This is a genomic window from Nocardioides sp. (assembly GCF_050246775.1).
In the GTDB taxonomy this organism is placed as follows: domain Bacteria; phylum Actinomycetota; class Actinomycetes; order Propionibacteriales; family Nocardioidaceae; genus Nocardioides.
The window spans coordinates 1-24,459 of sequence record NZ_JBFWVK010000007.1 but is presented as its reverse complement, the minus strand read 5'-3'; the positions used below and the strand labels follow the sequence as shown (position 1 = coordinate 24,459).

Annotated in this window: 27 protein-coding genes, 1 tRNA gene and 1 pseudogene; 14 read left to right on the top strand and 15 right to left on the bottom strand. The window is 68.1% G+C overall.

Annotated features, from left to right (window positions below; all coding sequences use genetic code 11):
* Window positions 1-10: 10 nt before the first annotated feature.
* Window positions 11-484: a GNAT family N-acetyltransferase gene (locus tag AB7I40_RS21555; RefSeq protein ID WP_428347809.1), complete on the bottom strand. Its 474-nt coding sequence runs from the start codon at window positions 482-484 to the stop codon at window positions 11-13.
* Window positions 485-555: 71 nt separating this feature from the next.
* Here AB7I40_RS21555 and recO point away from each other — a divergent pair, with 71 nt between their 5' ends.
* Complete coding sequence (gene recO / locus AB7I40_RS21550; protein WP_428347810.1) at window positions 556-1,284, top strand: DNA repair protein RecO; 729 nt, start codon at window positions 556-558, stop codon at window positions 1,282-1,284.
* Here the strand turns inward: recO and AB7I40_RS21545 are convergent.
* On the bottom strand, window positions 1,281-1,751 hold the full coding sequence (locus AB7I40_RS21545; RefSeq protein WP_428347811.1) for a MarR family winged helix-turn-helix transcriptional regulator: 471 nt from the start codon (window positions 1,749-1,751) through the stop codon (window positions 1,281-1,283). The two genes, recO and AB7I40_RS21545, sit on opposite strands and share 4 nt — an antisense overlap.
* A 44-nt stretch (window positions 1,752-1,795) precedes the next feature.
* Between AB7I40_RS21545 and AB7I40_RS21540 the strand changes: the two genes are divergently transcribed.
* Window positions 1,796-2,572 carry an isoprenyl transferase gene (locus AB7I40_RS21540; RefSeq protein ID WP_428347835.1) on the top strand — a complete coding sequence of 259 codons (777 nt, stop codon included), beginning with the start codon at window positions 1,796-1,798 and terminating at the stop codon, window positions 2,570-2,572.
* Between the two features lie 9 nt (window positions 2,573-2,581).
* Here AB7I40_RS21540 and AB7I40_RS21535 read toward each other — a convergent pair whose 3' ends face one another.
* The 4 genes from AB7I40_RS21535 to AB7I40_RS21520 are packed head-to-tail and all read right to left on the bottom strand — an operon-like array spanning window position 2,582 to window position 5,739.
* Window positions 2,582-3,001 (bottom strand): Fur family transcriptional regulator, encoded by a 420-nt coding sequence (locus AB7I40_RS21535; protein ID WP_428347812.1) that lies wholly within the window; start codon window positions 2,999-3,001, stop codon window positions 2,582-2,584.
* Window positions 2,988-3,989, bottom strand: a complete 1,002-nt coding sequence (locus AB7I40_RS21530) for a metal ABC transporter permease (protein WP_428347813.1) — start codon at window positions 3,987-3,989, stop codon at window positions 2,988-2,990. The genes AB7I40_RS21535 and AB7I40_RS21530 overlap by 14 nt, the downstream gene beginning before the upstream one ends.
* Window positions 3,989-4,792, bottom strand: coding sequence for a metal ABC transporter ATP-binding protein (locus tag AB7I40_RS21525; RefSeq protein WP_428347814.1), 804 nt, complete (start codon window positions 4,790-4,792; stop codon window positions 3,989-3,991). The genes AB7I40_RS21530 and AB7I40_RS21525 overlap by 1 nt, the downstream gene beginning before the upstream one ends.
* Window positions 4,786-5,739, bottom strand: a complete 954-nt coding sequence (locus AB7I40_RS21520; protein ID WP_428347815.1) for a metal ABC transporter substrate-binding protein — start codon at window positions 5,737-5,739, stop codon at window positions 4,786-4,788. The genes AB7I40_RS21525 and AB7I40_RS21520 overlap by 7 nt, the downstream gene beginning before the upstream one ends.
* 84 nt (window positions 5,740-5,823) lie before the next feature.
* Between AB7I40_RS21520 and AB7I40_RS21515 the strand changes: the two genes are divergently transcribed.
* The 5 genes from AB7I40_RS21515 (at window position 5,824) to AB7I40_RS21495 (ending at window position 10,606) form a co-directional block, all read left to right on the top strand.
* On the top strand, window positions 5,824-6,144 hold the full coding sequence (locus AB7I40_RS21515) for an antibiotic biosynthesis monooxygenase family protein (protein WP_428347816.1): 321 nt from the start codon (window positions 5,824-5,826) through the stop codon (window positions 6,142-6,144).
* 83 nt (window positions 6,145-6,227) lie between these two features.
* Window positions 6,228-7,625, top strand: coding sequence for a glycine--tRNA ligase (locus AB7I40_RS21510; RefSeq protein ID WP_428347817.1), 1,398 nt, complete (start codon window positions 6,228-6,230; stop codon window positions 7,623-7,625).
* Between the two features lie 27 nt (window positions 7,626-7,652).
* Window positions 7,653-8,393, top strand: a complete 741-nt coding sequence (locus AB7I40_RS21505; protein ID WP_428347818.1) for a hypothetical protein — start codon at window positions 7,653-7,655, stop codon at window positions 8,391-8,393.
* A gap of 49 nt (window positions 8,394-8,442) precedes the next feature.
* Entirely contained in the window at window positions 8,443-9,585 is a 1,143-nt protein-coding gene (gene dusB / locus AB7I40_RS21500; protein WP_428347819.1) for a tRNA dihydrouridine synthase DusB, read from the top strand.
* A 121-nt stretch (window positions 9,586-9,706) separates the two neighbouring features.
* A complete protein-coding gene (locus AB7I40_RS21495; RefSeq protein ID WP_428347820.1) occupies window positions 9,707-10,606 on the top strand; it encodes a mucin-2 protein in 900 nt (299 codons plus the stop codon).
* Between the two features lie 31 nt (window positions 10,607-10,637).
* On the opposite strand, the gene AB7I40_RS21490 is transcribed toward AB7I40_RS21495, so the two are convergent.
* Window positions 10,638-11,315, bottom strand: coding sequence for a hypothetical protein (locus tag AB7I40_RS21490; RefSeq protein ID WP_428347821.1), 678 nt, complete (start codon window positions 11,313-11,315; stop codon window positions 10,638-10,640).
* Between the two features lie 95 nt (window positions 11,316-11,410).
* Here AB7I40_RS21490 and AB7I40_RS21485 point away from each other — a divergent pair, with 95 nt between their 5' ends.
* The 7 genes from AB7I40_RS21485 (at window position 11,411) to AB7I40_RS21455 (ending at window position 18,008) form a co-directional block, all read left to right on the top strand.
* Window positions 11,411-12,679: a deoxyguanosinetriphosphate triphosphohydrolase gene (locus AB7I40_RS21485; RefSeq protein ID WP_428347822.1), complete on the top strand. Its 1,269-nt coding sequence runs from the start codon at window positions 11,411-11,413 to the stop codon at window positions 12,677-12,679.
* Window positions 12,676-13,572 (top strand): 2-hydroxyacid dehydrogenase, encoded by an 897-nt coding sequence (locus AB7I40_RS21480; protein ID WP_428347823.1) that lies wholly within the window; start codon window positions 12,676-12,678, stop codon window positions 13,570-13,572. Before AB7I40_RS21485 ends, AB7I40_RS21480 begins: the two co-directional genes overlap by 4 nt.
* Before the next feature lie 106 nt (window positions 13,573-13,678).
* Window positions 13,679-15,556: a DNA primase gene (dnaG, locus tag AB7I40_RS21475; RefSeq protein ID WP_428347824.1), complete on the top strand. Its 1,878-nt coding sequence runs from the start codon at window positions 13,679-13,681 to the stop codon at window positions 15,554-15,556.
* Window positions 15,553-16,014, top strand: a complete 462-nt coding sequence (locus AB7I40_RS21470) for a hypothetical protein (protein WP_428347825.1) — start codon at window positions 15,553-15,555, stop codon at window positions 16,012-16,014. Before dnaG ends, AB7I40_RS21470 begins: the two co-directional genes overlap by 4 nt.
* A 79-nt stretch (window positions 16,015-16,093) precedes the next feature.
* Window positions 16,094-16,166: transfer RNA gene (locus AB7I40_RS21465), tRNA-Asn, on the top strand.
* Window positions 16,167-16,346: 180 nt separating this feature from the next.
* Window positions 16,347-16,727 (top strand): helix-turn-helix domain-containing protein, encoded by a 381-nt coding sequence (locus tag AB7I40_RS21460; RefSeq protein ID WP_428347826.1) that lies wholly within the window; start codon window positions 16,347-16,349, stop codon window positions 16,725-16,727.
* 54 nt (window positions 16,728-16,781) lie between these two features.
* Entirely contained in the window at window positions 16,782-18,008 is a 1,227-nt protein-coding gene (locus AB7I40_RS21455; protein WP_428347827.1) for a tyrosine-type recombinase/integrase, read from the top strand.
* A gap of 61 nt (window positions 18,009-18,069) precedes the next feature.
* Here AB7I40_RS21455 and AB7I40_RS21450 read toward each other — a convergent pair whose 3' ends face one another.
* From AB7I40_RS21450 to AB7I40_RS21415, 8 genes and pseudogenes are all read right to left on the bottom strand, one after another.
* Complete coding sequence (locus AB7I40_RS21450; protein WP_428347828.1) at window positions 18,070-18,357, bottom strand: helix-turn-helix transcriptional regulator; 288 nt, start codon at window positions 18,355-18,357, stop codon at window positions 18,070-18,072.
* 431 nt (window positions 18,358-18,788) lie between these two features.
* Window positions 18,789-20,102, bottom strand: coding sequence for a hypothetical protein (locus tag AB7I40_RS21445; RefSeq protein WP_428347829.1), 1,314 nt, complete (start codon window positions 20,100-20,102; stop codon window positions 18,789-18,791).
* Window positions 20,099-20,395 (bottom strand): hypothetical protein, encoded by a 297-nt coding sequence (locus AB7I40_RS21440; RefSeq protein WP_428347830.1) that lies wholly within the window; start codon window positions 20,393-20,395, stop codon window positions 20,099-20,101. The genes AB7I40_RS21445 and AB7I40_RS21440 overlap by 4 nt, the downstream gene beginning before the upstream one ends.
* A gap of 127 nt (window positions 20,396-20,522) precedes the next feature.
* Window positions 20,523-21,122, bottom strand: coding sequence for a hypothetical protein (locus AB7I40_RS21435; protein WP_428347831.1), 600 nt, complete (start codon window positions 21,120-21,122; stop codon window positions 20,523-20,525).
* Between the two features lie 8 nt (window positions 21,123-21,130).
* Complete coding sequence (locus tag AB7I40_RS21430; RefSeq protein ID WP_428347832.1) at window positions 21,131-21,562, bottom strand: single-stranded DNA-binding protein; 432 nt, start codon at window positions 21,560-21,562, stop codon at window positions 21,131-21,133.
* A 107-nt stretch (window positions 21,563-21,669) separates the two neighbouring features.
* Complete coding sequence (locus AB7I40_RS21425; protein WP_428347833.1) at window positions 21,670-23,433, bottom strand: TraM recognition domain-containing protein; 1,764 nt, start codon at window positions 23,431-23,433, stop codon at window positions 21,670-21,672.
* Window positions 23,430-23,954, bottom strand: a complete 525-nt coding sequence (locus tag AB7I40_RS21420; RefSeq protein WP_428347834.1) for a hypothetical protein — start codon at window positions 23,952-23,954, stop codon at window positions 23,430-23,432. The genes AB7I40_RS21425 and AB7I40_RS21420 overlap by 4 nt, the downstream gene beginning before the upstream one ends.
* A pseudogene (locus AB7I40_RS21415) lies at window positions 23,951-24,459 on the bottom strand (hypothetical protein); the annotation flags it as partial. The gene AB7I40_RS21420 and the pseudogene AB7I40_RS21415, both read right to left, overlap by 4 nt.

Below are 24,459 nucleotides of genomic sequence, written 5' to 3'. Positions count from 1 at the left end.
GCAGCGCCCGTCAGCGCCGGGCAGGTAGCACCAGTTCGTCGACGACCAGCGAGGATCCCTCACGTAGGGGAGAGGAGTTGCCGGTGGCGACGAAGCCGAACCGCTCGTAGAGCGCCCGGGCACCGGTGTTGCGCCGTTCGACGTCCAGGACGACCCGGCGATGCTCATCACCAGCTGCCGCCACGATGCGCTCCAGCACCTGTCCCGCCAGGCCTCTGCCCCGGTGGGCCGGATCGGTCCACATCGCCACCACCTGGACCCAGCCGGGCCGGATCCGGTAGCCGCCGCCCAGACTCGCGGGACGGCCGTCGAGGAACCCCATGACCGGCATGCTCTGGAGCCGGTCACGCCAGTCGGCCTCGACGAATGCCTGCTCGCGCTCGAGCGTCGAACCGAATGCGTCCGGGGCGTCGGCCAGTGAGCGCAGGCGCAGGTCGCGCCACAGCTGCCACTCGTCGGCCTCGAGCATCCGGATCTCGATCATGTCGACAAGCCTCTCAGGTTCGCACCCGCGCGTGCGCGTGAATAAGTCGCAGCACACGGCAGAATGGGAGGGTGCCCCTCTATCGTGACGAAGCCATCGTGCTGCGCACCCACAAGCTGGGTGAGGCCGACCGGATCATCACGATGCTCTCGCGCAACCACGGCCGGGTCAGGGCCGTCGCCAAGGGAGTACGTCGCACCACCTCGCGCTGGGGCTCGCGGCTGGAGCCGTTCACCCATGTCGACCTCCAGCTCGCCGAGGGCCGCAACCTCGACACGATCACGCAGGCCGAGACCCTGACTCCCTTCCACTCCCGCCTGGGCCTGGACTACGAGCGTTACACCACCGGTACGGCGATGCTGGAGACCGCCGAGCGACTGGTGGTGGAGGAGAAGCAACCGGCCCTCCAGCAGTTCCTGCTGCTCATCGGCGGGTTGCGGGCGCTCACCTCTCCCGAGCGGATCCCGGGTGCGGTGCTCGACTCCTACCTGCTCCGCTCACTCGCGGTGGCCGGTTATGCACCGTCCTTCGACGTGTGCGCGCGCTGTGGCGACCCGGGGCCGCACCGTTGGTTCAGCCCGGCCGCCGGTGGGGTGCTGTGCGGCGACTGCCGGATGCCCGGCTCGGCCAATCCCCAACCGGAGACGGTGCTGGTGCTCGGTGCGCTGCTCGCCGGTGACTGGCCGCTCGTCGAAGCGGCGGACGCCCGTCAGCTGAAGGCAGCCAGCACGCTCGTCTCGGCGTACCTCTCGTGGCACCTGGAGCGCGGGCTGCGCTCGATGGCCTACGTGCAGCGCTAGACCTGCTCGACCAACGACTCCGGCAGGCCCGTGACGTTCCACTCCTCCACGGTCGTGTTGAACCGGCGCAGGGCACGACCGAACTCGGTGCGCTCGTCCTCGGTCCAGTTCTTCATGAGCTCCTCGAGCATGGCGCGACGGTGGGCGCGCGCCTCCTTGATGGCGGTGCGGCCCTCAGGTGTCAGGCTCAGCAACATGGCACGCCGATCACTGGGGTCGACCGTCTTCTCGGCAAGCCCGGCCTTCACCACGGCCTGGACCTGGCGGGTGATGGTCGAGGGGTCCAAGGTGAACGTCTGGGCGATGGTGCCGAGGCGCTGAGGACCCTCGTCCAGGATCAGGCACAGGATGCCGTAGCTGGAGCGCTCGATGAGCACGTCGCCGGAGGATGTCCGGACATGGATCGCCTGAGTACGACGCAGCAACAGCAACAGTTGCTGCTCGATCTCGTCGTTAGCGTTTCCCACCTCTGGCCTCGCCTCCATCGCCGCGGACCCCCTCTGAGCACACTATCGTTTGGCAGGTGCCCCGAACCGCAAAAGCCCCGACACCTCACCCTTCGGGTGCCACGGCACCATCCCTTCCTCGCGAACTCGTGCCCCGGCACGTGGCCATCGTCATGGACGGCAACGGCCGGTGGGCCAAGGAACGCGGACTGCCGCGTACGGCGGGACACGCACAGGGCGAGTCGTCGCTCTTCGACGTCGTCGAGGGTGCGATCGAGATCGGCGTGAAGGCGATCTCGGCCTACGCGTTCTCGACCGAGAACTGGTCGCGTTCGCCAGACGAGGTGAAGTTCCTGATGGGCTTCAACCGTGACGTCATCCGCCGCCGGCGCGACGAGATGCATGACCTGGGCGTGCGCGTGCGGTGGGCCGGGCGTGCCCCGCGGCTGTGGAAGTCGGTCATCCGCGAGCTCCAGGTCGCCGAGGAGCTCACCAAGGACAACGACGTCCTCACCCTCACCATGTGCGTGAACTACGGCGGCCGCTCCGAGCTGGTGGACGCCGCGCGCTCGATCGGACGGGCGGTCGCGGCCGGGAAGCTCAACCCCGACAAGATCGACGACAAGACGTTCGCCCGCCACCTCTACGTGCCCGAGACCTCCGAGGCTGACCTGATCTGGCGTACGTCGGGTGAGCAGCGCCTGTCCAACTTCATGTTGTGGCAGGCGGCGTACGCCGAGCTGGTCTTCACCGACGTGCTCTGGCCGGACGTCGACCGACGTCACCTGTGGGCCGCGATCGACACCTATGCCAGGCGTGATCGGCGCTACGGCTCGGCCTGACCTCGCCCTCTATGTCGCGACGCGACACCGCGGACAGGTCCCGAAGATTTCCAGCGTGTGGGACACGTCCGAGAAGCCGTGCTCGGCAGCCATGGTGCGGGTCCAGCGTTCGACCGCCGGGCCCTCCACCTCGATGGTGGCTCCGCAGGAGCGGCACACGAGGTGATGGTGGTGGGTGTCGGAACAACGCCGGTAGATGGCTTCGCCGTCCTCGGTGCGCAGCATGTCCACCTCATCGGCGTCCACCAGCTTCTGCAGGGTCCGGTAGACCGTGGCCAGCCCGACCGAGTGGCCCCGTTGGTCGAGGAGGTCGTGGATCTCCTGGGCGGAGCGGAAGTCCGCGAAGGTCGACAGGACCTCCGCGACCGCCAGTCTCTGTCGCGTCGGACGCGCCCCGGCCATCACCGGCTTGGGATCAGTGCTCGTCATAGTGCTCTCCGTGAGGTGCATGTCGGTGCCCGTCGTGCACGTAGTCGAGGTGGTCGTCGTGGGGCACCGCCCGGTGGCCGCAGTTCTCGCCGTGCTCGTGGGGGTGCTCCTCCGTGCTGGCCTCGTGGCCCTCGGGCTCACCTGAGGCGAAGGGGGTCAGCAACCGCTGGCGGCGGCGCAGCAACACGCCGATCGGCCAGGTGAGCAGGAAGCCGGCCAGAGCCAGCAGCACGATGGTCGACCCGGGTGCGACCATCGGCCCCTGCAACGAGACCAGGGCCGAGACCACCAGTCCGCCCAGGCAGGCGCCGACGCCCAGCACCATGGCCAGCCTGAGGGTGGCCTGGAACGAGCGGGTCACCTGCTGGGCGGTCGCCACCGGCACCACCATCAGGGCGGAGACCAGCAGGAGGCCCACGGTGCGCATCGCCACCGTGACGGTCACCGCGGCCAGCACCGCCACCAGGAGGTTGTAGACGCGCACGTTGAGGCCGGCCACCTTCGCGAACTCCTGGTCCTGGGCGACCGCGAAGAGCTGGGGTGCCAGACCGACGCAGATGAGGACGACGGTGACCGCCAGGACGACGGTGACCCAGACGTCGACCAGCGAGATGGTCAGGATGGAGCCGAACAGGTACTGCTGCAGTGTGGAGGCGCTCTGCCCACCGAGCCCGGTCAGCAGCACGCCGCCGGCGAGGCCGCCGTAGAAGAGCAGGGCGAGCGCGACATCGCCGTTGGTGTGGCCGCGCTCGCGGATGACCTCGATCAGGGTGGCACCCAGGACGGCCACGATCACGGCCGTCCAGGTCGGTGAGGTGCCGGTCAGCAGCCCGAGGGCCACGCCGGTGACCGCCACGTGGCCGATCCCGTCGCCCATGAGGGCCAGGCGACGCTGCACCAGGTAGGTGCCGATGGCCGGTGCAGCCAGCCCGGTGAACACGGCCGCCAGCAGGGCACGTTGCATGAACGGCAGGGTGAAGATGTCCATCAGTTGCTGCCCCCGTCCAGCGGCGAGGAGACGTACGGCGCGTGGTCGCGACGCTCGAGCGACTCGTGGTGATGGTGGGTGTGGGGCTCGCCGAAGTCTGGATGGTGCACCTCGTGGTCGCCCAGCGGCGCCCCGTCGTAGGCGATCCGGCCGTCCCGCATCACGACCGCGCGATCGATGAGCGGGGCCATCGGGCCGAGTTCGTGTGCCACCAGCACGATGGTGGCGCCACGCTCGGACAGCACCTGCAGGGCATCGGCGAGGGCCTGCTGGTTGGGGAGGTCCACGCCGGCCGCCGGTTCGTCGAGGAAGAACAGGTCCGGTTCGCCGGCGAGCGCCCGGGCGATCAGGACGCGCTGGTGCTGGCCCCCGGAGAGCTGGGCGACGCCGCGCTGGGCCAGATCGGTGAGGCCGACGACCGCGAGCGCGTCGTCGATGGCCCGGCGGTCGGCGCGCGAGAGTGGCCGCAGCAGCCGACGCCGGGTCAGTCGGCCCGAGGAGACGACTTCGCGCACCGATGAGGGGACGCCCGAGGCGGCGCTCGCTCGTTGGGGCACGAAGCCGATGCGGTGCCAGTCGTGGAAGTCGTCGATGTCGGTCCCGAAGAGTGCCAGCGAGCCGGTAGCGAGTGGGCTGAGCCCTGTCATCGCCCGCACGAGCGTCGACTTGCCGGAGCCGTTGGCTCCCATCAGCGCCAGGAACTGCCCGGTCTCCACGGTCAGGTCGATGCCGCGCAGGATCGGCCGACCCCCGATGGCGACGGCGCCCTCGCGGATCTGGATGGGGGGGACCGGGTTCAGCACCCGTTCGCCTTCTTCAGGGCCGAGAGGTTCGAACGCATGATGGAAAGGTAGTCCTCATCGGCGGTGGCGTCGCTCAGGCCCTCGATCGGGTCGAGTACGGCGGTGGTGATGCCGAGGTCGTTGGCGAGGGTCTCCGACATCTTCGGACTGGCGAGGGTCTCGGAGAAGACGGTGGTGATGCCCTTCGCCCTGATCAGGCGTTGGAGGCGGGCGAGGTCGGCTGGGGTCGGCTCGGCCTCGGGGGAGAGGCCGACGATCGGCTCGAAGTCGAGGCCGTAGCGAGACAGGTAGCCGAAGGCGTCGTGTGAGACCACCACGGTGGTGCGTTCGCAGCTCGCCAGGCCCTCGGCGTACTGCTGGTCCAGGCTCTCGAGGTCGCTGCGCAGGGCTGCTGCGTTGGCCCGGTAGTCCGCGGCGTGGTCGGGGTCGAGCTCGGCCAGCTTCTCGGCAGTGGCGTCACCGACGGCGGCCAGGCGGAGGGGGTCCTGCCAGAAGTGCGGGTCCAGCCCGGACTCGTCGGCATGGTCGTGCCCGTCGTGCCCGAACGGCTCGAGCCGGGCGGGTGCGGCCGCATCCAGGACCTCCCCGGTGGCGTTCTGGGCGACGGCGTCGTCGACGGCCGGCTGGAACCCCTCCTCGAGGATCACCAGGTCGGCCTCGGCGACCTCGGCGACCTCCTTGACCCCAAGCTCCAGGTCGTGCGGTTCGCCCCCCGGTCGGGTCAGGTTCTCCACGTCGGCGAGATTGCCCGCCACCCGTTCGGCGACATAGGCGAGCGGATAGAACGCTGCCGCGATCCGGCGACCATTTCCGGAGTCGTCCGACAGCGCCGAGCATCCACTGAACGCCACGGTCCCGGCCAGGCTTCCAGCAAGGAGGAGCGCCAAGGCGGGGCGGTGGGCGCGTGGCTTCGGGGTGGCGAGCAATCTCATGAGAATGATTCTCATCTAGTTGAGAATCATTGTCAACTGTGCCCATCCCCCCTCCCGTTGAGGGGGCACCACTCAACGGGAAGGGATAGCGTGCGCAGCATGTTGGTGATCAGTCGTTTCCGGGTTGAGGCAGCAGATGCCGCGTCGTTCCGCATCGATGTCGAGCGTGCCGCCGCGGTCCTCGCCGAGCGTCCCGGCCACCTGGCCGGCCACGTCGGCCGGAATGTGGACGACCCGGAGCTCTGGGTGCTCTCGACCCAGTGGGAGAACGTCGGTTCCTACCGCCGCGCGCTTTCGGCGTACGACGTCAAGCTCGGCGCTGTGCCCCTGCTGAGCCGGGCGATCGACGAGCCCAGCGCCTACGAGGTGGTCGAGTCGGGCACCGAACTGAATGTCGAGCAGACACGGTCGTTAGGCTGAACCCTCGAGACCGGCAGCCAGCCGGCCTGGGTTTCGAGCCGGGGCGCAGTGCGCCCTGCTCAACCACCGAATGGAGCTCCGCAGTGGCAAAGCCGCCCCCGACCACCGTCGACAACGTCGTCTCCCTCGCCAAGCGCCGAGGGTTTGTCTACCCGTGTGGCGAGATCTACGGCGGCACCCGCTCGGCCTGGGACTACGGGCCGCTCGGTGTCGAGCTCAAGGACAACATCAAGCGCCAGTGGTGGAAGTCCATGGTGCAGGCTCGCGAGGACGTGGTCGGTCTCGACTCGAGTGTGATCCTTCCTCGTCAGACGTGGGAGGCGAGCGGTCACGTCGACACGTTCAGCGACCCGCTGACCGAGTGCCAGTCCTGCCACAAGCGCTACCGTGCCGACCACCTGCAGGAGGCATACGCGGAGAAGAAGGGCATCGAGGACCCCGACTCGGTGCCGTTGAGTGACATCGTCTGTGTCAACTGCGGCACCCGCGGCGCGTGGACCGAGCCTCGGCAGTTCTCCGGTCTCCTCAAGACCTACCTCGGTGTCATCGAGGACGCCTCCGGACTGCACTACCTTCGACCGGAGACCGCCCAGGGCATCTTCCTCAACTTCGCCAACGTGGTCACCAGCAGTCGCCAGAAGCCGCCCTTCGGGATCGCCCAGATCGGCAAGAGCTTCCGCAACGAAATCACTCCGGGCAACTTCATCTTCCGCACCCGGGAGTTCGAGCAGATGGAGATGGAGTTCTTCGTCAAGCCGGGCGAGGACGAGGAATGGCACCAGTACTGGATCGACGAGCGCACCCGCTGGTACGTCGACCTGGGCATCGCGGCCGACAACCTACGTCACTTCGAACACCCGACGGAGAAGCTGAGTCACTACGCCAAGCGCACGGTCGACATCGAGTACCGCTTCAGGTTCGCCGGCTCCGAGTGGGGTGAGCTCGAGGGGATCGCCAACCGCACCGACTTCGACCTCACCACCCATTCCAAGCACTCCGGCCACGACCTGTCCTACTTCGACCAGGCCGCCAACGAGCGCTACACGCCCTATGTGATCGAGCCGGCCGCCGGCCTGAGCCGGAGCCTGATGACGTTCCTGGTCGATGCCTACCAGGAGGACGAGGCCCCCAACACCAAGGGCGGGGTGGACAAGCGCACCGTGCTCAGGCTCGACCCACGCCTGGCGCCGATCAAGGTCGCCGTCCTGCCCTTGAGCCGCAACGCGGACCTGACCCCCAAGGCCAAGGCGCTGGCCGCTGAGCTGCGGCGCAACTGGACCGTCGACTTCGACGACTCCGGCGCGATCGGGCGTCGTTACCGTCGACAGGACGAGATCGGGACGCCGTACTGCGTGACCGTCGACTTCGACACCCTTGACGACAACGCGGTCACGGTTCGCGAGCGCGACTCCATGCAGCAGGAGCGGATCAGCCTGGACGGGATCTCGACCTACTTCGCCGAGCGTTTCGTCGGCTGCTGACTGGTGTCGTCAAGCACAATGACGGCCATGATCTCTTCGGTGGCCAGGCGCGCTCTCGGCGCCGTGAGCCTGCTTGCGGCGTCTGCACTCGTGCTGGGCGCGTGTGGCGGCGGGGACGGCGCCGACCCCGGGGCCGGGAACACGTCCGGGGCCGGCACGACCGGGGGTTCCGCGACGTCCGGCGACGGGTCGAGTCAGGACACGACTGCGTCGGAGGATGCCAACGCCGCCTACGGTCTCGACCTTCCGCGTGGCACGAAGCTGACTCCGCTCGGCAGTGATCTCGCCCTGGGCGACACCGCCCGGGTGGGGTGGCAGGTGGACAAGAACAAGGTGGGAGTCGCTGCCATCACGGTGACGAAGCTGCGCCGGGGGAGTGTCAAGGACTTCTCGGGATTCGTGCTCGACGAGGCGACCCAGCAGTCGACGCCGTACTACGTCGATGCGACGGTCCGCAACCTCGGAAGGACCGACCTGAGCGGGGTGAAGACCCCTCTGTTCATGGTGGACGGCAACAATGTCCTGGTGGGCCAGTCGACCTTCCGGAGCACCTTCACCCCGTGCGCCGCGAAGCCGCTGCCCGAGAAGTTCAAGCCGGGTCGGGCCACGAAGGTCTGCCTGGTCTACATCGCCGCCGACCACGGGACCCTGGCCGCAGTCAGCTTCCGCCCGGACCAGGCCTACGACCCGATCCAGTGGACCGGCGAACTCACCAAGGCGCCGGTGGACAAGCCGAAGAAGAACAAGTCGAAGAACGACAAGGGCTGAGGCACCGCGGCAATTCGCGCCCGAGCCCGTGGCCACGGACAATGAGGGCGTGACCTTTCCGATCCCCACCGAGCTGCGCCTCGGGTCAGTGCGCGTCGACACGCCTGTCGTGCTCGCGCCGATGGCGGGGATCACCAACGCGGCCTACCGCCGACTCTGCGCGGAGCAGGGTGCCGGCCTCTACGTGTGCGAGATGATCACCAGTCGCGGCCTCGTCGAGGGCGATGCGGTCACCACGTCGATGCTGGTCTTCGACGAGCTCGAGACCGTTCGTAGCGTCCAGCTCTACGGCACCGACCCTGCGTATGTCGGCAAGGCCGCGGAGATCCTGTGCGCCGACTACGGCGTGGCCCATATCGATCTGAACTTCGGCTGCCCGGTCCCCAAGGTCACCCGCAAGGGTGGCGGCGGAGCCCTGCCATGGAAGCGAGGTCTCCTGGGCGAGATCCTCGAGAGTGCGGTGCGGGCGACGAGTCCCTACGACGTGCCGGTGACGATGAAGACCCGCAAGGGCATCGACACCGACCACCTGACCTACCTCGATGCCGGGCGGATCGCGCAGGAGACCGGAGTGGCGGCGATCGCCCTGCACGGGCGCACCGTGGAGCAGGCCTACTCCGGCCAGGCCGACTGGGACGCCATCGGCGAGCTGGTCGAGGCGGTGGACATCCCGGTGCTGGGCAACGGCGACATCTGGGAGGCGGGCGACGCCATCGCGATGGTGGAGAGGACCGGGGTCGCCGGGGTGGTGGTGGGCCGCGGCTGTCTGGGGCGGCCGTGGCTGTTCCGCGACCTGGCCGCGGCGTTCGCGGGAGAACAGGCCCGGACCCTCCCGCTGCTGGGTGAGGTGCGCAGCATGATGCGACGCCACGCCGAGCTCCTGTGCGAGCACATGGGGGAGGAGCGCGGGTGCAAGGAGTTCCGCAAGCACGTCTCCTGGTACCTCAAGGGCTTCGCTGCGGGCGGACCCCTGCGCCACGCCCTCGCGCTGGTGGACACGCTCGCGACCCTCGACCTTCTCCTGGGTGAGCTCAACCCTGACGAGCCGTTCCCGGTGGGCGAGTTGGGTGCTCCGCGCGGACGCCAGGGCTCACCACGCAAGCGCGTCGTCCTGCCCGAAGGGTGGCTCGACAACACCGACGGCAGCGGGTTCGTCGTACGAGAGGAAGCCTCCGAGACCTCGGGTGGGTGACCACCGCCACAGGCGGTTCGATTCGGCTCCTCTTGACGAATGTGTTTGACTCGAACCTCGTGCTTGGTCCTCGGGGTTCACGCACACCCGCCGTGTCCTCGACTCGCAAAGGATGAACGCTGTGGCAGATCATCGCCACAAGCGGGTCACCAATGCCCGCCGCAAGATGCCCAAGGCTGTTCTGGTCAGCGCTCCTCTGGCCTTGGCGGCCACCGTCGCCACTGTCTCTGCCGGAGTGCTGCTCGGCACCCCTGTGACACCTACTCTGATGGCCGATGCCAACTCTTCGCTGACGGCGGCGAACCCCCAGTTCCCCACCACCACCGACCGGCCCGAAGAGGTCTCGCGTGAGCTGGGTCGGGCCTACCTTCCCGCCAGTCAGCTCAAGGCGATGAAGCTGCGCGACCAGCGCATGGCCGCGCAGGCGGCCACTGCGAAGGCGGTCCGCCGGGCCGACACCCGGCTGTGGGCCACCACGGACCTCAACCTGTGGAGTGACGCCGGCAAGGACGCACGGATCCTCGGTGAGATTGCCGCCGGAGACAAGGTGCTGGTGACCGGACGGACGGCCGAGGGACGCAGCGAAGTCGTCGTCAAGGGCAAGTCCCGGTGGGTGACGTCGGGCTACTTCTCCGACGAGAAGCCGCTCGCCGCCGCGGCGGGCCTGTCCATGGAGCCCTGCCCGGACCCGGGCGTCGAGAGTGGCCTCACCTCCGACGCCGTTTATGTCTACCGCTCGGTGTGCCACGCGTTCCCGCAGATCACGTCGTACGGCGGCTGGGACAACCATGGTGAGCACAGTTCCGGCAGGGCCCTGGACATCATGACCTCCGACAGCGCGCTGGGCTCGGCGATCGCGGACTTCCTGCAGGCGCACGCGGCTGAGCTGAACCTCTACGACATCCTGTGGCAGCAGCACATCTGGACCCCGGTCCGCTCGAGTGAGGGATGGCGCTCGATGCCCAGTCGGGGATCGTCCACGGCCAACCACTACGACCACGTGCACGTGTCGGTCAACTGACCGTTGTCACGTGGGTCCGTGACCCGGCGCCTCAGCGGGTCGGTGTGGAGGACCTGCCCGTGCCGACCGCCCGCCCGGTGGGCTGTGACACCGGGGTGAGCACGGACCGGCAGTGCACGATGCTGCTGCGCAGCAGCTCGACGAGCTGGGCGTCGCGGTCCGCGGCGACCGATTGGCTCAGCCCCAGCACGGCGTTCTCCAGGACTGCGGCCACGTTGGTGCGCAGCACCCGGATGGGATGCGCGGACAGGTAGTCCACCGCCCACCGATGGGCGCCCGGCACGTCACCCAGCGCCTCGGCGGACGCTGGCGACAGGTCTGTGCGGCCACTTCCCTCGAGCTCGGCCAGCTCCCGTTCGCCGTTGAGGATGGCCAGGGCGAGCACGCGTTGACGTGTCTCCGGTGCCACCCGGATCGCCGCCTGGGCACTGTGCAGGGCGATCCAGAGGTCCAGACTCCGGCCTCCGCCGTTGACCCCCACCACATCGGGGATCAGGGCGACGAGCTCCGAGCGGGCCTCGTCGCTCACCGTGTCGTTGACGCCGCGAGCCAGAGCCGCCAGTGCCGGGTGTGTGCAGCTCGGGTGATCGCTCCACCGCTCGCCGGCCAGATAGGAGGCGAACTCCATGAAGCACGCCCCCTTGCGTGGCGTGCGGTGTCGTCCGGGACTGAGCACGGGCATGGCATCGGGAATCATCGTCTGCTTCATGGGCGCCTCCGCTCCCAGGCTACGCCGGGCTCCCCGGTTGGTCCACGGGTTGCCGCACCGGCTGTGGTCGGTCAGGGGCAGTAGGGTCGTCGCTGATGGATGCGCTGGAGTTGTACGACGCCGCTGCGTGCGAGCGTCGAGTGCCCGAGCCGCCGAAGCGGGTCGAGGCTCCGGTCCGCACGCCGTTCGAGCGCGATCGGGCCAGGGTCGTCCATGCGGCGGCGTCTCGGCGTCTCGCGGCCAAGACCCAGGTGGTGGGGCCAGAGACCGACGACTTCGTGCGCAACCGACTCACCCACAGCCTCGAGGTCGCCCAGGTGGCCCGCGACCTCGCTCGTGCCCTGGGCTGTCAGCCCGACATCGCCGAGACCGCCGCGTTGGCCCACGACCTCGGTCATCCGCCGTTCGGCCACAACGGTGAGCGGGCTCTCGAGGCCCTGAGCGCGGAGTGTGGTGGCTTCGAGGGCAATGCGCAGACACTGAGGATCCTGACCAGGCTCGAGGCGAAGACCTTCGACGACCACGGGTCCGTGGGGCTCAACCTGACCCGCGCCACCCTCGACGCATGCACGAAGTATCCCTGGACCCGCGAGGACTCCGAGGACCCGTCCGGTGTCCACGCCGACGGATCGCCGCGGGAGATCCGCAAGTTCGGGGTCTACGACGACGACCTGCCGGTGTTCACGTGGTTGCGTGACGGTGTGGCGGGCAAGCGCCGCTGTGTCGAGGCGCAGGTGATGGACCTGGCCGACGACGTGGCCTACTCGGTGCACGACATCGAGGACGGAATCGTGGCCGGTCGCATCGACCTGGTCGGGATCGATCGCGAGGCGGTGTGGCAGACGGTGCGGGAGTGGTACGTCCCCACCGCCGATGACGGACTCCTCGACGATGTCCTGCTCGGCCTGCAGTCGCAGGGCAGTTGGCCGGTGACGCCGTACGACGGCAGCCGACGCGGGTTGGCAGCGCTGAAGAACCTCACCAGCGATCTGGTCGGCAGGTTCTGCGGGGCTGTGCAGCAGGCGACGTTCGCCGGCAATGCGGGACCGTTCGTGCGCCACGGTGCCGATCTGGTCGTGCCCGAGACGACGACTCTCGAGATCGCCGTCCTCAAGGGCATCGCCGCACACTATGTGATGCGTGCCGACGACCGGGTCGAGCTGATGGTGCGCCAACGCGAGCTGCTCACCGATCTGGTGCACGCCCTTCACGATCGGGGGCCCGATGCGCTCGCGACGCCGTTCGCCGACGACTGGAAAGAAGCTGTTGACGACGCTGCCCGGGCCCGGGTGGTGATCGACCAGGTGGCCTCCCTGACCGACGTCTCCGCGGTGACCTGGCACCGGGCCCTGGTGGTCTCGTGAGCCTTCCACTGGTCTGGTTGCCGTTCGAGATCGACGATCTTCCTGTGGGGGTGCGCTGTGAGGTCGTCCCCGATCCCGTGGCGCACCTGCCTGCGAGCCTCGCGGAGGTCGCCGGCTACGTGCTGCCCTATCGGTTCGAGCCGGGGGACTCAGCGTTCCTGGCCCGAGCGCCCCGCCTGCGCTGGGTGCAGTCGCTGACTGCGGGTGTCGATCACCTGGTCGGCCGGATCCCGGAGGGGGTGACCCTGTGCAACGGCCGCGGGATCCACAGCGCCTCCACCGCCGAGCTCGCGGTCGCCCTGATGCTGGCTTCACTGCGCGCGATCCCCGATTTCGTCCGCGCCCAGGACCGACGCGAGTGGGTGCCCGGCGAGCGCCCTGCCCTGGCGGACCGGCGGGTCCTGATCATCGGCTACGGCGACATCGGGGCCGCCATCGAGGCTCGTCTCACCCCCTTCGAGGTCGAGGTGGTCCGGGTCGCCCGGACCGCACGAGCCGACGTGCACGCCTTCGCGGACCTGCCTGCGCTCATCCCCGAGGCCGACGTGATCGTGCTCGTCGTACCGCTGACCGAGGCCACCCGGCACCTCGTGGACGCGCGTTTTCTTGCCGCGATGAAGCAGGGAGCACTGCTCGTCAACGTCGCTCGGGGTGCGGTGGTCGACACAGATGCGCTGGTCGCAGCCCTGCACGGTGGTCGGATCACAGCCGCACTCGACGTCACCGACCCGGAACCGCCGCCGCCGGAGCACCCTTTGTGGAGTGCTCCGGGACTGCTGATCTCGCCTCATACCGGCGGCAGCTCGACAGCGTTCAAACCACGGGCGGTCAGGCTGATCCGAGAACAACTCCAGCGGTTCGCCCGGGATGAACCGCTGGACAACGTCGTCTGACCCCCGTCGCCCCCACCTTCGCGGATTCCTGTTCCCCGCGCTCCACCCCTTGGGGTGGAAGTGACGGCCTGCGGATCGGTCGGTGCCGCGCCGTAGACTCCGCGACGTGGCCGGTCGGATCAGGGAAGAGGACATTGCAGAGGTCCGCGAGAAGACGCGGATCGACGACGTGGTGTCCTCCTACGTCACGCTGCGCAACGCCGGGGGCGGTTCGATGAAGGGGCTGTGCCCCTTCCACGACGAGAAGTCCCCGTCGTTCCACGTCACTCCGTCGCGGAACTTCTACCACTGCTTCGGATGCGGCGAGGGAGGCGATGTCTACTCCTTCCTGATGAAGATCGACGGCCTGAGCTTCACCGACGCCGTTGAGCGACTGGCCGACAAGGCCGGCATCCAGCTGCGCTACGAGGACGGGCCGGCCCCGGTCCGTGGCGCCGGCGGTCCCAACCGTGGGCGGCTGATCGACGCTCACAACAAGGCCCAGGAGTTCTACGCCGACCAGCTCACGACCGCCGATGCCCTAGTGGCCCGACAGTTCCTCGACCAGCGCGGGTTCGACCAGGACGCCGCGGCGATGTTCGGGGTGGGCTTCGCGCCCCGCAGCGGTGAGGCCGTGCTGCACCACCTTCGACAGAAGGGCTTCAAGGACGAGGAGCTCGTCACGGCCGGCATCGTCGGCCAGGGCGGACGGGGTCTCTACGACCGGTTCCGGGGGCGGCTGCTGTGGCCCATTCGCGACGCCAGCAGCGATGTGATCGGCTTCGGCGCCCGTCGCATCTTCGACGATGACCGGATCGACGCGAAATACCTCAACACCTCCGAGACACCGATCTACAAGAAGAGTCAGGTGCTCTACGGCATCGACCTGGCGCGGCGCGAGATGGCGCGCTCCTCCCAGGCGGTCATCGTCGAGGGCTACACCGACGTCATGGCCTGTCACCTGTCCGGGGTGGGCACCGCGGTCGCCACCTGTGGCACCGCGTTCGGTGACGAGCACTCCCGGGTGCTGCGCCGGTTCCTGCACGATCATGAGGAGTTCCGGGGCGAGGTGATCTTCACCTTCGACGGTGACGCGGCGGGCCAGAAGGCTGCGCTGCGGGCGTTCAGCGGTGACCAGAACTTCGTGTCCCAGACCTACGTTGCGGTCGAGCCCAACGGCCTCGATCCCTGCGACCTGCGCCTCCAGGGCGGTGATGCGGCGGTGCGCGAGCTGGTCGCCCGCCGGGTCCCGCTGTACCGGTTCGTGCTGGGCAACGTGGTCTCGAAATACGACCTCGACCGGGCCGATGGCCGCATCGACGCCGTCCGTGAGTCCGCCAAGCTCGTCGCCTCGATCCGCGACCAGTCGAAGGTCACGGCGTTCGCGCAGGAGATCTCGAAGATGGTGGGCGCCGACATCGACACCAACCAGGTCCTCACCGAGGTGCGCCGCGCGGCTCGACGTGGCTCGCACGCGCAGTCCGAGGCGCCTGTGCAGGTCCAGGCGCCTCGCCCCGACGTGCCCGACCTGCGTGACCCCCGGTTCTCCCTGGAGCGCGAGACGCTCAAGCTGGTCATCCAGCACCCTGGCGCCCTCGGTTCACTGGCTGCTGGTCTGGGTGGCAACGACTTCACCCACCCGACCTATCGCGGTGTCTGGGACGTTGTCACCGGCCGCGGGGGACCAGCAGCGGGTGCCTCCGACCCGGCCTGGGCGTCGCGACTGCGCGACGGTGTCGGCGATCCCGGTGTCGCCTCGGCGATCAGTGCCCTGGGTGTCGAGCCACTGCTGACCCCGCGAGATCCCGATTCCGCCTACGTCGCAGCCCACGTCTACAAGCTCCAGGAACTCACCGCCATGCGCCGCATCGCCGAGGTCAAGTCGCGGCTGCAGCGCACCAACCCGGTCGAGCACGTCGCGGAGTACAACAAGATGTTCGGAGAGCTGGTCGCGCTCGAGCAGCACCGCCGCCAGTTGCGTGAGCTGGCGATGGGCACCTCGTGAGGTGGCGTACGCCGCGCGACGGCATGCTCGCGCGCGCCACCACCACGACGGGAGTGCTCGTGGGCGGCACCAGGGACGCCCTGATGATCGGCGACGAGCGCATCGGCTGGGAGGACGTCGAGAGCGCCGACTGGGATCTCGACACCTCCGTCCTGCGCGTGGCCGAGGTCGGCACCTGGGGGGAGCAGCGCCCTGTTCACGAGTTGAGCTTCGAGGAGCCTGGTCGCCTCCTGGAGCTGATTCGCGAACGGGTCACAGCCAGCGTCGTCCTGCAGCGCCACGTCCCGGTCCGCGGCCGTCGCGGGCTGTTCGTGATCGCCCGGCGATCGCCCGCAGGCGACGCCCCCATCCGCTGGATCTTCGAATACCAGGACGGCATCGACCCCGACGATCCGGTGGTCCGGCTCGCTGCTGCAGCCGGTCTCGCCGCCGCTCAGGACGAGGTCGGCACCCGTTGAGTAGGGCCCCGCGCCCCCTCCTTCAACCCGATTCGCACCGGCCTGCACTCCTTGCTAACCTATGCGGGCTGCCAAGCGATCCCCTGTAGCTCAACTGGCAGAGCATTCGGCTGTTAACCGGAGGGTTGTTGGTTCGAGTCCAACCGGGGGAGCACCGAAAACCCGCCTGACCTGCGTAAACAGGTACGGCGGGTTTTCACGTTTCCGGCTCTGAGCCCACTATTCACACTTTTGCGCCACTTTTGGGCGCTCGCAGCACTGCCGAGGTTGAGCCGGAGGCGGTCTGCCAGCGCCACCCTGTGGGCACCCTGGGGCACCTGTGTGGCAGAGCCATGTCCACTCATTCCGGATTTCCCGCACCCTCCGGCCTGCCGGAGGAGATCGCCTCTCACCGCCTCCTCACGTCCGACGAGGCGGCGGTCGTGCTTGGCGTGCCGGTCGCCACCCTGCGCACGTGGCGATCCCGTCGGCGCGGCTACGGCCCGCGAGCAGTTCAGGTCGGTGGCAGCATCCGCTACCGACCTGCGGACCTGCTGGCCTGGATCGACGAGCACACCGAAAACGAGGACGGGAGCGTCTCGGAGGGCATCGAAGGCTCGAAGCGAGGCAAGACATCGCCCGCAGATCTCCCTCCCGTCACCCGGCACCGGCGGCCAAGCCGGAAGCCCCTCGCTGGCGGAGCCGGCATCCACGGATCAGCTACCGCCCATTGACCGCGTAAGACTCCTGCCGTCGTCGAGTTGATGGCCATCAGAAAGAACGACTTCATGTCACGCAACCCGCTTCAACCCGGCGAGATCGGAAAGATCCGCACGGTACAGATCCGGCCCGGCCTCTGGCGAGCCGACGCCTCCTACTGCGACCGCTCCGGCACCAAAGGACGTTGCCGCAAGACTGGTCGCACAGAGACGGCCTCCCGACGCGCGCTGGCGGATGAGCTGAAGGAACGGATCGAGTTCGAGAACCTCAACAGTCTGGTCACCACGGCCAGCCTCGTGAACGAGGCGGTCGACATCTACCTGATGAACCGGATGGACGACGCTCGCAACGGCATCGGGCGGGCGAACCCGCGTAGCGTCAAGATCTACCGGTCGGTCGCCGAGAACTGGATCAAGCCGATCCTGGGAGAACTCCAAGTCCGCCAACTCACCCCTGGCCGGCTAGATACCTACTTCCGCAACGACGTCCCCCCAACGCGGTACGCGGATGTCCGCAAGATCCTCCATGCCTTCATCAAATGGCTCGTCGTCCAAGGCGCACTTCGCCGTGACCCTGTCACCAACCTGCAGAGCTACCAGCGGAAGAACATCCAGAAGCGGTCCAAGGATCGTGAGTTCACCATCGAGGACCTGAAGACCGTCCTCGCCGCGATCGAAGGATGGATGACCAGGAAGCGACCTGGTCCGCGACCCAGCACCAACTACCGCGATCTGGTCCTGCTCATCGCTGGGACCGCATGCCGCCCGGGTGAGGCACTCGCTCTTCGGCGTTGCGACATCGATCTCAACTGCACCGTCGCGCCCGGAACGACCAAGCCAGTCGCCCACATCACCGGAACGGTCGTCTACGACGCAGAACTTGGTGGCCTCCTCCGCCAGCCTCACACCAAGGGCCACGGCGCCGGCGACCGCACCGTGATTCTCCCGACTTTCGTCGCCGCCATGCTGCGTGAGCGCATGATGGCCGCGGCACCGAACGAGAACGACGCCATCTTCGCGACCCGGACCGGGAATTGGCTGTCCCTGAACAACATCAACACGCGACTTCGAGACAGCATCTTGAAGGACACCGACGTCGGCGCCTGGTTCGAGCTGCGACTCCTGCGATCCGCCACGGGGACGGTCGTTGCGAACGAATTCGGCGCCGAAGCAGCCGCGGCTCAGATGGGCAACACTCGCGAAATCGCCGAGAGCCACTACATCCACAAAAGCCGGCTCGCCCCCGACCGTGCGGCGCAGATCCAAGACGCGTGGGGGACCGCATTCGGCTCCTGAACTCGGCAGCGGACGGCCTCTCAAGCTGACGACTCCGACGTGGGCAAGTGCATTGCGCCACTCAGCGGCTTGAGATCGCCGACACGTCCGGCTGGCGCGACGACGTGTCGAGAGGCAGTGCAGTGGGCATGGGCTCGTTCTCGAAGCACTCCACGTGCTCCGCGATCCAGGCGTCCAGGTCGGAGCGTCGGTACCGCAGGCAGCTGCCGAATTTGACCGCGCGTGGGCCGAAGCCAGCGCGCCGGGTGCGCCACGTGTAGAGCGTCGCCTTCGGGATGGCCAAGTACGCCGCAGCCTGGTCGATCGTGAGGATCGAGCGCGCTGAAGTGCTGGGTGTCGTCGGACCCATCATGTGCTCCTTTGCGTTGGCGTGGGCCGGTTTGCCCTCGCAACAAAGGTGCTCAGCGGGCTCCGCGCCCGTGTTGGGTGCTCGCATTCAGGTCGGTCGGGTGGGACGCTAGCCTGAGATCAGGGGTCGTCGGTTGCTACGTGAATCGGGGACATGGATGCGCGGCAGCCCGAGGGATCCGCAGACTCGAATGCTGCTCGGGCACTGGCCTCACCGGCCAGGCACTGCTTTGTGAACGGACAACCCTCCCTGCTCGTCGAATGGCGTCGCGCGGCGACGGGTTGGGAAGGCGGGGTGATCACGGTCCGATGGCTCGACAGACAGGGCTGGGCGACCGTGGAAGCCTGGCTGGATGCCTCAGAAATCTTGCCTGGCGGAGCTGACCCGGCAATGCCGGAGCGGGGTCGAGCGTTCACTCCGAGCACGACGTCCTAGATCGAAAGGTTTGTCCCGCGGCGTTCGGATCGATGCGTGATGGCTTCGTGAAGTTCCACGCGACTGCTCCTAGCCGCGGGCGGGGGAGTGGCGATCGCGGGAGGCGGCCTCAGTTGCGACTTAACGACGTTGACGAGGTCCGTCTGGATAGGCGCTGTGATCGGTACGTAGCGCTCGCGGACCGACTTGATGAGGCCCTCGGACTGGTGGATGACGCGGGGCAGTCTTACGCGGTGGACGTAGAGCCGTTCGCGTGTGCCCTGCTCGATGATGTCGCAGAGTCGCTCGTCCACCTGGAGGAACAACCGGTCCAAGTGTCGAAGCTGCTGCGACTCCGGCGCCTCGCCGTTGCGGACCTTTCTCAAGCGTCCGATGGCGTTCGCTCCTTGGGAGGCGGCCTCCGCCCCGCTTCCGACGCGTCCACCAAGGTCGCGGGTCTCTCGAACCAACGCGCCATATGTCTGCCCCCGCGCAAGCCACTTGTCCGAGAAGCGAGAGGCCATATTGACGACGCGAACCGCCGCCTCCTGCGAGAGCACTCGCTGGGAATCAAGGATCAGACGGAGGCTGCGAGCGTTGGGGAAGTTGTTCAGGGCCACGAGGAGGTTGTGCTCGGCCTGGAGAACGCCGCGCCAGCCCGTCATCACTGAACCCTCGAGTGTCGCCATCCGCGGCCGCCAACCTCGGAGGTCGACGCTGTAGTCCATGTCGGCACCACTGGCGGACTCCGCGCAGACGTCGGCGGCTCGGCCGAGGCGTCCTTGTCCCTGAAGGTTCTCCCATCCGGGGATGTTCTCGTAGCGCCGGTCGAGCGTGACGAGCCCTCGGGTGATCTCGGCGGCGTCTGTCACTAGGGTCTGCGCTTGCGCGGCTGACAGCCTCCCGTTTCCAAGCCCGGCCGCGAAGTCGTGCTCGCCGAGTGCAGCGGCTCGGGCAGCTTGCCGCCACGTCTCGACGATGGCGAACTCTTGCGCGGTAGTGAGTTCGTCCAGGGCCGGCAAGGCTGTTCCGGTGGCTCTGACTGCGAGCGTGAGTCGGTAGCGCAATTCATCGACTGGGGAACGTGGCCGAATCGAGGTTTCGGCTACTCCGCCCATTGGGCTGGAGGCCCTGACGGCCAGTTGGCACCAGACGAGCACGGCCAGGCGGTAGCGCCCGATCTGTCGCCCGAGCTCTTCGCGCTGTTGCATCGTCGTCGACTCTTGGCCGAATGGCCCGTGGGATCCGCCCAGGCGTACTTGGATTCGATGTTGCCTCAGCAGTGTTGCGACCTCGGTCCTGAGTTGGCTGCCGTTCTCGCCGTACGTCATGGCAGGTCCATCGCCCTGGCGGCTTCGAGCATGTCGAGGACGAGTTCGATCTGGAGCGCGTCGACGCCATGGGTGGCCAACTCCTCGATGGCGTCCTCGGCAGCCGAGTAGATGACCTCGCGCTCGACGGTGAGCACGGTGGTGAGCGCAGGGCCGTCATCGCCGTGGATCCAGTCGAGTTGGAGCAGGACGCGCTCGTACTCGACCGAGGCGTCGAACGTGTGAGCCAGGTCGGCCAGAACAGCAACGTAGGAGCGCGCTTCGGCGAGCGTGACAGCGTGTGCGAGCAGCATGGCAACTTCCTTCCGAATCAGAGCGCTTGGGACGGGCGCACCTGTCGACCGTCTGCTTTCCAGGGCTGGGTCTTCGTGTCCATCGGCGTAGGTGTGGAGAGCCGAGCGGCTGCGCGTAATGGAGGCGTCAGGGCAGGTGGGCACGGACTCGTTGTTCGATGTGCTGGCGTGCGGTGACGTCGGCGAGGACGAAGTCCACGAAGTCGGCGTCGCGGTCGGCGACGACGCGCTCGACGGCTGGTTGGGCGGGCAGTTCGCCTGGCCAGGTGGTCTGTCGGGTGGGCCGGTCGCGATCGAGCCGGGTGCCCGAGGTTCCGACCCATTCGCGCAGTCGGTTCCTGGCGTCGGCGAAGTCGCGGTGCCAGGCGAGTGGCGCTGCGGGCGAACCGTCGGGGTCGTAGGAGTTGAGCCAGTGTTGGTGCAGTGCGGACAGTTCCCAGATCAGTTCGTCGTGGCGGTGCCAGAACGGTGGGATCACCGTGGGTGGTAGGCCGTAGGTCGCTCGCAGCCAGTTGACCCATGCGTTGAGGTCGAGCCATTCGGCCTGGGCCTCCTCGGAGGTGAGGAGGTTCCAGTTGATCGGCCTCGGAAGCACGTCGTCGTCTGGGAATCCAGGCGCGAGGGGCTCGTCTGGCGCGTTGTACCTGCCGAAGTCCGGGTGGTCGTGGTCGTCTGTCGGTGGGTCCAGCAGGGATTGCTGCTCGCCGTACTCCACGTCAGTCGTCATCGCTTGCCCTAGAGGCCGACGGCGAGGGCCGACTCACAAGGCGCCGCGACCGGGGCCTGGCTGGGCGACGTGGGCTCTGTTGGCGGCGGGCGGTCGACCGGGTAGCGGGTGCGGGCGGTGTCGTGCCCGATCCGGCGCGCGACGAACTCTTCGCGCGGGATTGTTTTGCCGCCACGCTGAAGCTCGTAGGTGGTGATGTAGCCGGAGGCGACGAATTGGTCGCCTTTGTTGAATCTGTCGTGGGCGATCTGCGCGCTGGTGGAGAACATCACCAGGTCGTGGAAGCTCGGCTCGAGTCGGGTGAAGGAGCCGTCGATTTCCTTTCGGAAGTGCTCGACGCCGATGCGGGCGTAGAACCGGGCGGTGCCGCTGGCGGTGAAGTGGATCTCGGGGTCGTTGGCGATGAATCCGTGGAGGCTCATCTGGGTGGGGATCGACATCGCTGACTCCTGCCGTCGTGCGGTGCCGGATTGGCGGCCGCTCTCGTCGGTCAGGTGCGCAGGTGGCTCCGGACACCGCGGCCGCCGGCGCAGGCGACCGACTCCGCCTACCGGCGGCGGAGCTGCGACTCGACGGCGGCGCGTTCGGCGGTGATCTGGTGGGCCTCAGGCCGGGCAGTCCAGGGCTGGAGGTCGGTGACGAGCGGTGGTGCGCTGCGCAGCAGCACGAGAGCGGTCCCGAAGGGCAGGGTCCGGATGGTCTCCGGGGGCATGACGGGTACGCGTCGGGTGGAGCGTTGCAGGGACCGTGAGCCGTGGTCCCCGATCGAGACGGTGTCGGTGTGTTCGTCGCGTTCTCCGATGAGTGCGGAGAGGTCCTGGAGGTCGCGGGCCGCGGAGGTGCCGCCGAGGATGATTTTGACGATGGAGGCGTCCCAGATGGCGCTGGCCGAGTGGTCCCCCCATTTGTCCCTGGCCTGGGACAGGGACTGGAGGACCGGCATGGTGGTGATGCCGGTGCCGCCGCCTTCGGCCATTAGGACCGGCAGGGAGGGTAGTGGGGAGAGGTTGCCGATCTCGTCGAGTGCCATGAGCAGTGGGGGGTCAAGCCGGGCGCCCGGGGAGGCCGCGGCGAGGTGGCGTGCTGTCTCGACGAGGTCCTCGATGAATGCAGCGACGAGTGACCACGACGCGCCGGCTCCGGCTCCGGTGGCGAGCAGGTAGAGGGTGCCGTTGCTGGTCAGGAACTCGCGTGGGTCGAAGTGTTCGCCCGGTCGTGGTGTGACCGCGTCGAGCACCCGTGGATCGGCAAGGCACGACAGCGCCAGGGAGACGCCCATCCAGATGGAGTCGCGGGTGCGGGGGTCGGAGTGGATCGTCGATTCCAACGAGTCGGCCCAGCCGGGTGCCGCGTCGGTGTGGCTGGCCAGGATCGCCACTGCGTCGGCGGCCGCGGAGGGCGACAGGGTCCAGGCGAACAGGTCAGTCGGGTTCCTGTGGTCCAGGGCTGCTGCGTGTAGAAGAGCTTGGAGGGCGGTGCGGGTCTTGCCTTCCCAGAACCCGCCGGACTCGACCCCTCCGGTCGACAGTCCGGTGGCCGAGGCGAGACCGGTGGCTCGAATCATCGCGGTGAGGGGGTCTTCGCAGCCTCGGACCGGGGACCACCTGAGCCCAGCCGGCAGCCCGTCGGCGAGCCGCTGGGGGTCGAAGACAGCAACCGGGCCACGTCGCTGTCGCGCTGTGATGGTGGCGGCGATGTTGTCGGGTCGAGTCGCCGTGGTGACGGCGGCGCCGGGTGCGTCGAGGATGGCGTTGATGACGACGTGCAACCCCTTGCCTGAGCGTGGTGGACCGAGGAGCAGCATCGAGTCCTCCACGGACGCCCACACGCCGTGACCGCGGGAGTGACCCAGCAGGTAGCCGACGTCCGAGGCTTCCGGCTTCGCCAGTGAGGGACGCAGCGTTCGCCCACGCGCCAGCAGAGCTCGTTCGGAGGCGGCCACTGCGACGTCCCGCTTGGTGGCGACTCCGGCCAGCCGTCGTGGGTCGCGTGAGGTCTTGTGTTTGACGGTTTGGATGCGGTGCCAGAGCACGAGTGCCGTCAGGGCCACCGTCGCTGTCATGAGGGTGAGGACGAGCCAGTAGAGCCAGGCCGGGAGACCGGGGGAGCCGAGGGCGCCAGCCGGGTTGCCGGGGTCCCCGAGGACACGGAACCCGCCCGCCAACCCACCGGTCGGTGGCGTCGCCCCGGTCAACCAGGCGGCCGCGGTTCCGGCTAGTCGAAGGATGGCCGCGAGGAGACCGACCGCAGCGATGATGACGAGTCCGAGGTTGACCAGTTGGTCGTCGATCGAGCGGCCGCGCGGGTTCACGCTGTACTGCCGCTCACCGCGATCGCCCCCGAGGTCCGCCCGAGTAGGACGACGATGCCTGGTCGACCAGCGAGCAGAGCTGTGGGCAGGCGCAGCCGTGCGGTTCCGTCGGGGCTGGCGACCTGATGGGCCACGACCACCGCGACAGCGACGTCTTCGTCGGGAAGGAACCCGTCGCCGGCGACCTCGCCCGGACTCAAGATGGTAGGGAATTCCGGGTTCGGCAGCGGCGCTTCGTCCGGTTGTACACCCGGGATGACGATGTCGGTGAAGACCGTCTCGCCCTGTTCGTGGATCTCGACTTTGACCGGGGACTGCAGGTCGTCGGCGATCCGCGTGAGTGCCTGCCGAAGGTCGTCTCTCATCAAGGGCCGGTCGGTGACGTAGGGCTCGCGGTTGATCAAGATGCTGAGCACCCCGTCGGTGTCGACGTGGACCTCCACAAGGGGCAGCGTGACGGGCACCCGCAGTGGGCTTAGCTGGTCGCGCCGGTAGGGCGTGGTGGTGTGCAGGAGACTCATAGCCCGATCACCGCTGCCTGTGCACGCTCGGATGCTTCAACCGAAGACGGCCGGTGTCCGACGACGGCGACCGCGACCGGAGCCGTGCGGTCAAGCCCGGGAGGGTCTCCGTTCCCGACCTGTGGGGTTTCGAGTTGGTTGAGAATGCTGACGGCCGTCTTCCGTACCCGCTCTGCGGTGGCCTGGACGACCTCGACCGGGGACTTGTCGGGCACGCTGCTGGCCCAGGAGGTGACGTAGGGAATTGTGTAGGTGGCGGTGTCCAGGCCGTGCGCGGCACCGATCATCAAGGCCACAGACTCTGCCTCGACCTCGGCGATCCCTCGGTGCATGGCGGCGTCCTCGTTGTCGGGACCGTGGAGCAGGACGTGGCCAAGTTCTTTTCTGCACCAGAGCCGAAGGTCTATCGCAGAGCCTGTTGTCATAGCTGTTAGGTGTGCGTGTCGTGTCGCTGGCCCTTTGGGCGTGACGCCCTGTCCAAAGGCGGGCTGGTGAGGAGCCTCAG

Coding starts and splice junctions, on each gene's coding strand:
- AB7I40_RS21435 (WP_428347831.1), bottom strand. CDS start 21,122: ATGACGACTGACGTGGAGTACGGCGAGCAGCAATCCCTGCTGGACCCA.
- AB7I40_RS21455 (WP_428347827.1), top strand. CDS start 16,782: ATGTCACGCAACCCGCTTCAACCCGGCGAGATCGGAAAGATCCGCACG.
- AB7I40_RS21460 (WP_428347826.1), top strand. CDS start 16,347: ATGTCCACTCATTCCGGATTTCCCGCACCCTCCGGCCTGCCGGAGGAG.
- AB7I40_RS21555 (WP_428347809.1), bottom strand. CDS start 484: ATGATCGAGATCCGGATGCTCGAGGCCGACGAGTGGCAGCTGTGGCGC.
- AB7I40_RS21515 (WP_428347816.1), top strand. CDS start 5,824: ATGTTGGTGATCAGTCGTTTCCGGGTTGAGGCAGCAGATGCCGCGTCG.
- AB7I40_RS21535 (WP_428347812.1), bottom strand. CDS start 3,001: ATGACGAGCACTGATCCCAAGCCGGTGATGGCCGGGGCGCGTCCGACG.
- AB7I40_RS21530 (WP_428347813.1), bottom strand. CDS start 3,989: ATGGACATCTTCACCCTGCCGTTCATGCAACGTGCCCTGCTGGCGGCC.
- AB7I40_RS21490 (WP_428347821.1), bottom strand. CDS start 11,315: ATGAAGCAGACGATGATTCCCGATGCCATGCCCGTGCTCAGTCCCGGA.
- AB7I40_RS21520 (WP_428347815.1), bottom strand. CDS start 5,739: ATGAGAATCATTCTCATGAGATTGCTCGCCACCCCGAAGCCACGCGCC.
- AB7I40_RS21430 (WP_428347832.1), bottom strand. CDS start 21,562: ATGTCGATCCCCACCCAGATGAGCCTCCACGGATTCATCGCCAACGAC.
- AB7I40_RS21450 (WP_428347828.1), bottom strand. CDS start 18,357: ATGGGTCCGACGACACCCAGCACTTCAGCGCGCTCGATCCTCACGATC.
- AB7I40_RS21420 (WP_428347834.1), bottom strand. CDS start 23,954: ATGAGTCTCCTGCACACCACCACGCCCTACCGGCGCGACCAGCTAAGC.
- AB7I40_RS21485 (WP_428347822.1), top strand. CDS start 11,411: ATGGATGCGCTGGAGTTGTACGACGCCGCTGCGTGCGAGCGTCGAGTG.
- AB7I40_RS21440 (WP_428347830.1), bottom strand. CDS start 20,395: ATGCTGCTCGCACACGCTGTCACGCTCGCCGAAGCGCGCTCCTACGTT.
- AB7I40_RS21505 (WP_428347818.1), top strand. CDS start 7,653: ATGATCTCTTCGGTGGCCAGGCGCGCTCTCGGCGCCGTGAGCCTGCTT.
- AB7I40_RS21445 (WP_428347829.1), bottom strand. CDS start 20,102: ATGACGTACGGCGAGAACGGCAGCCAACTCAGGACCGAGGTCGCAACA.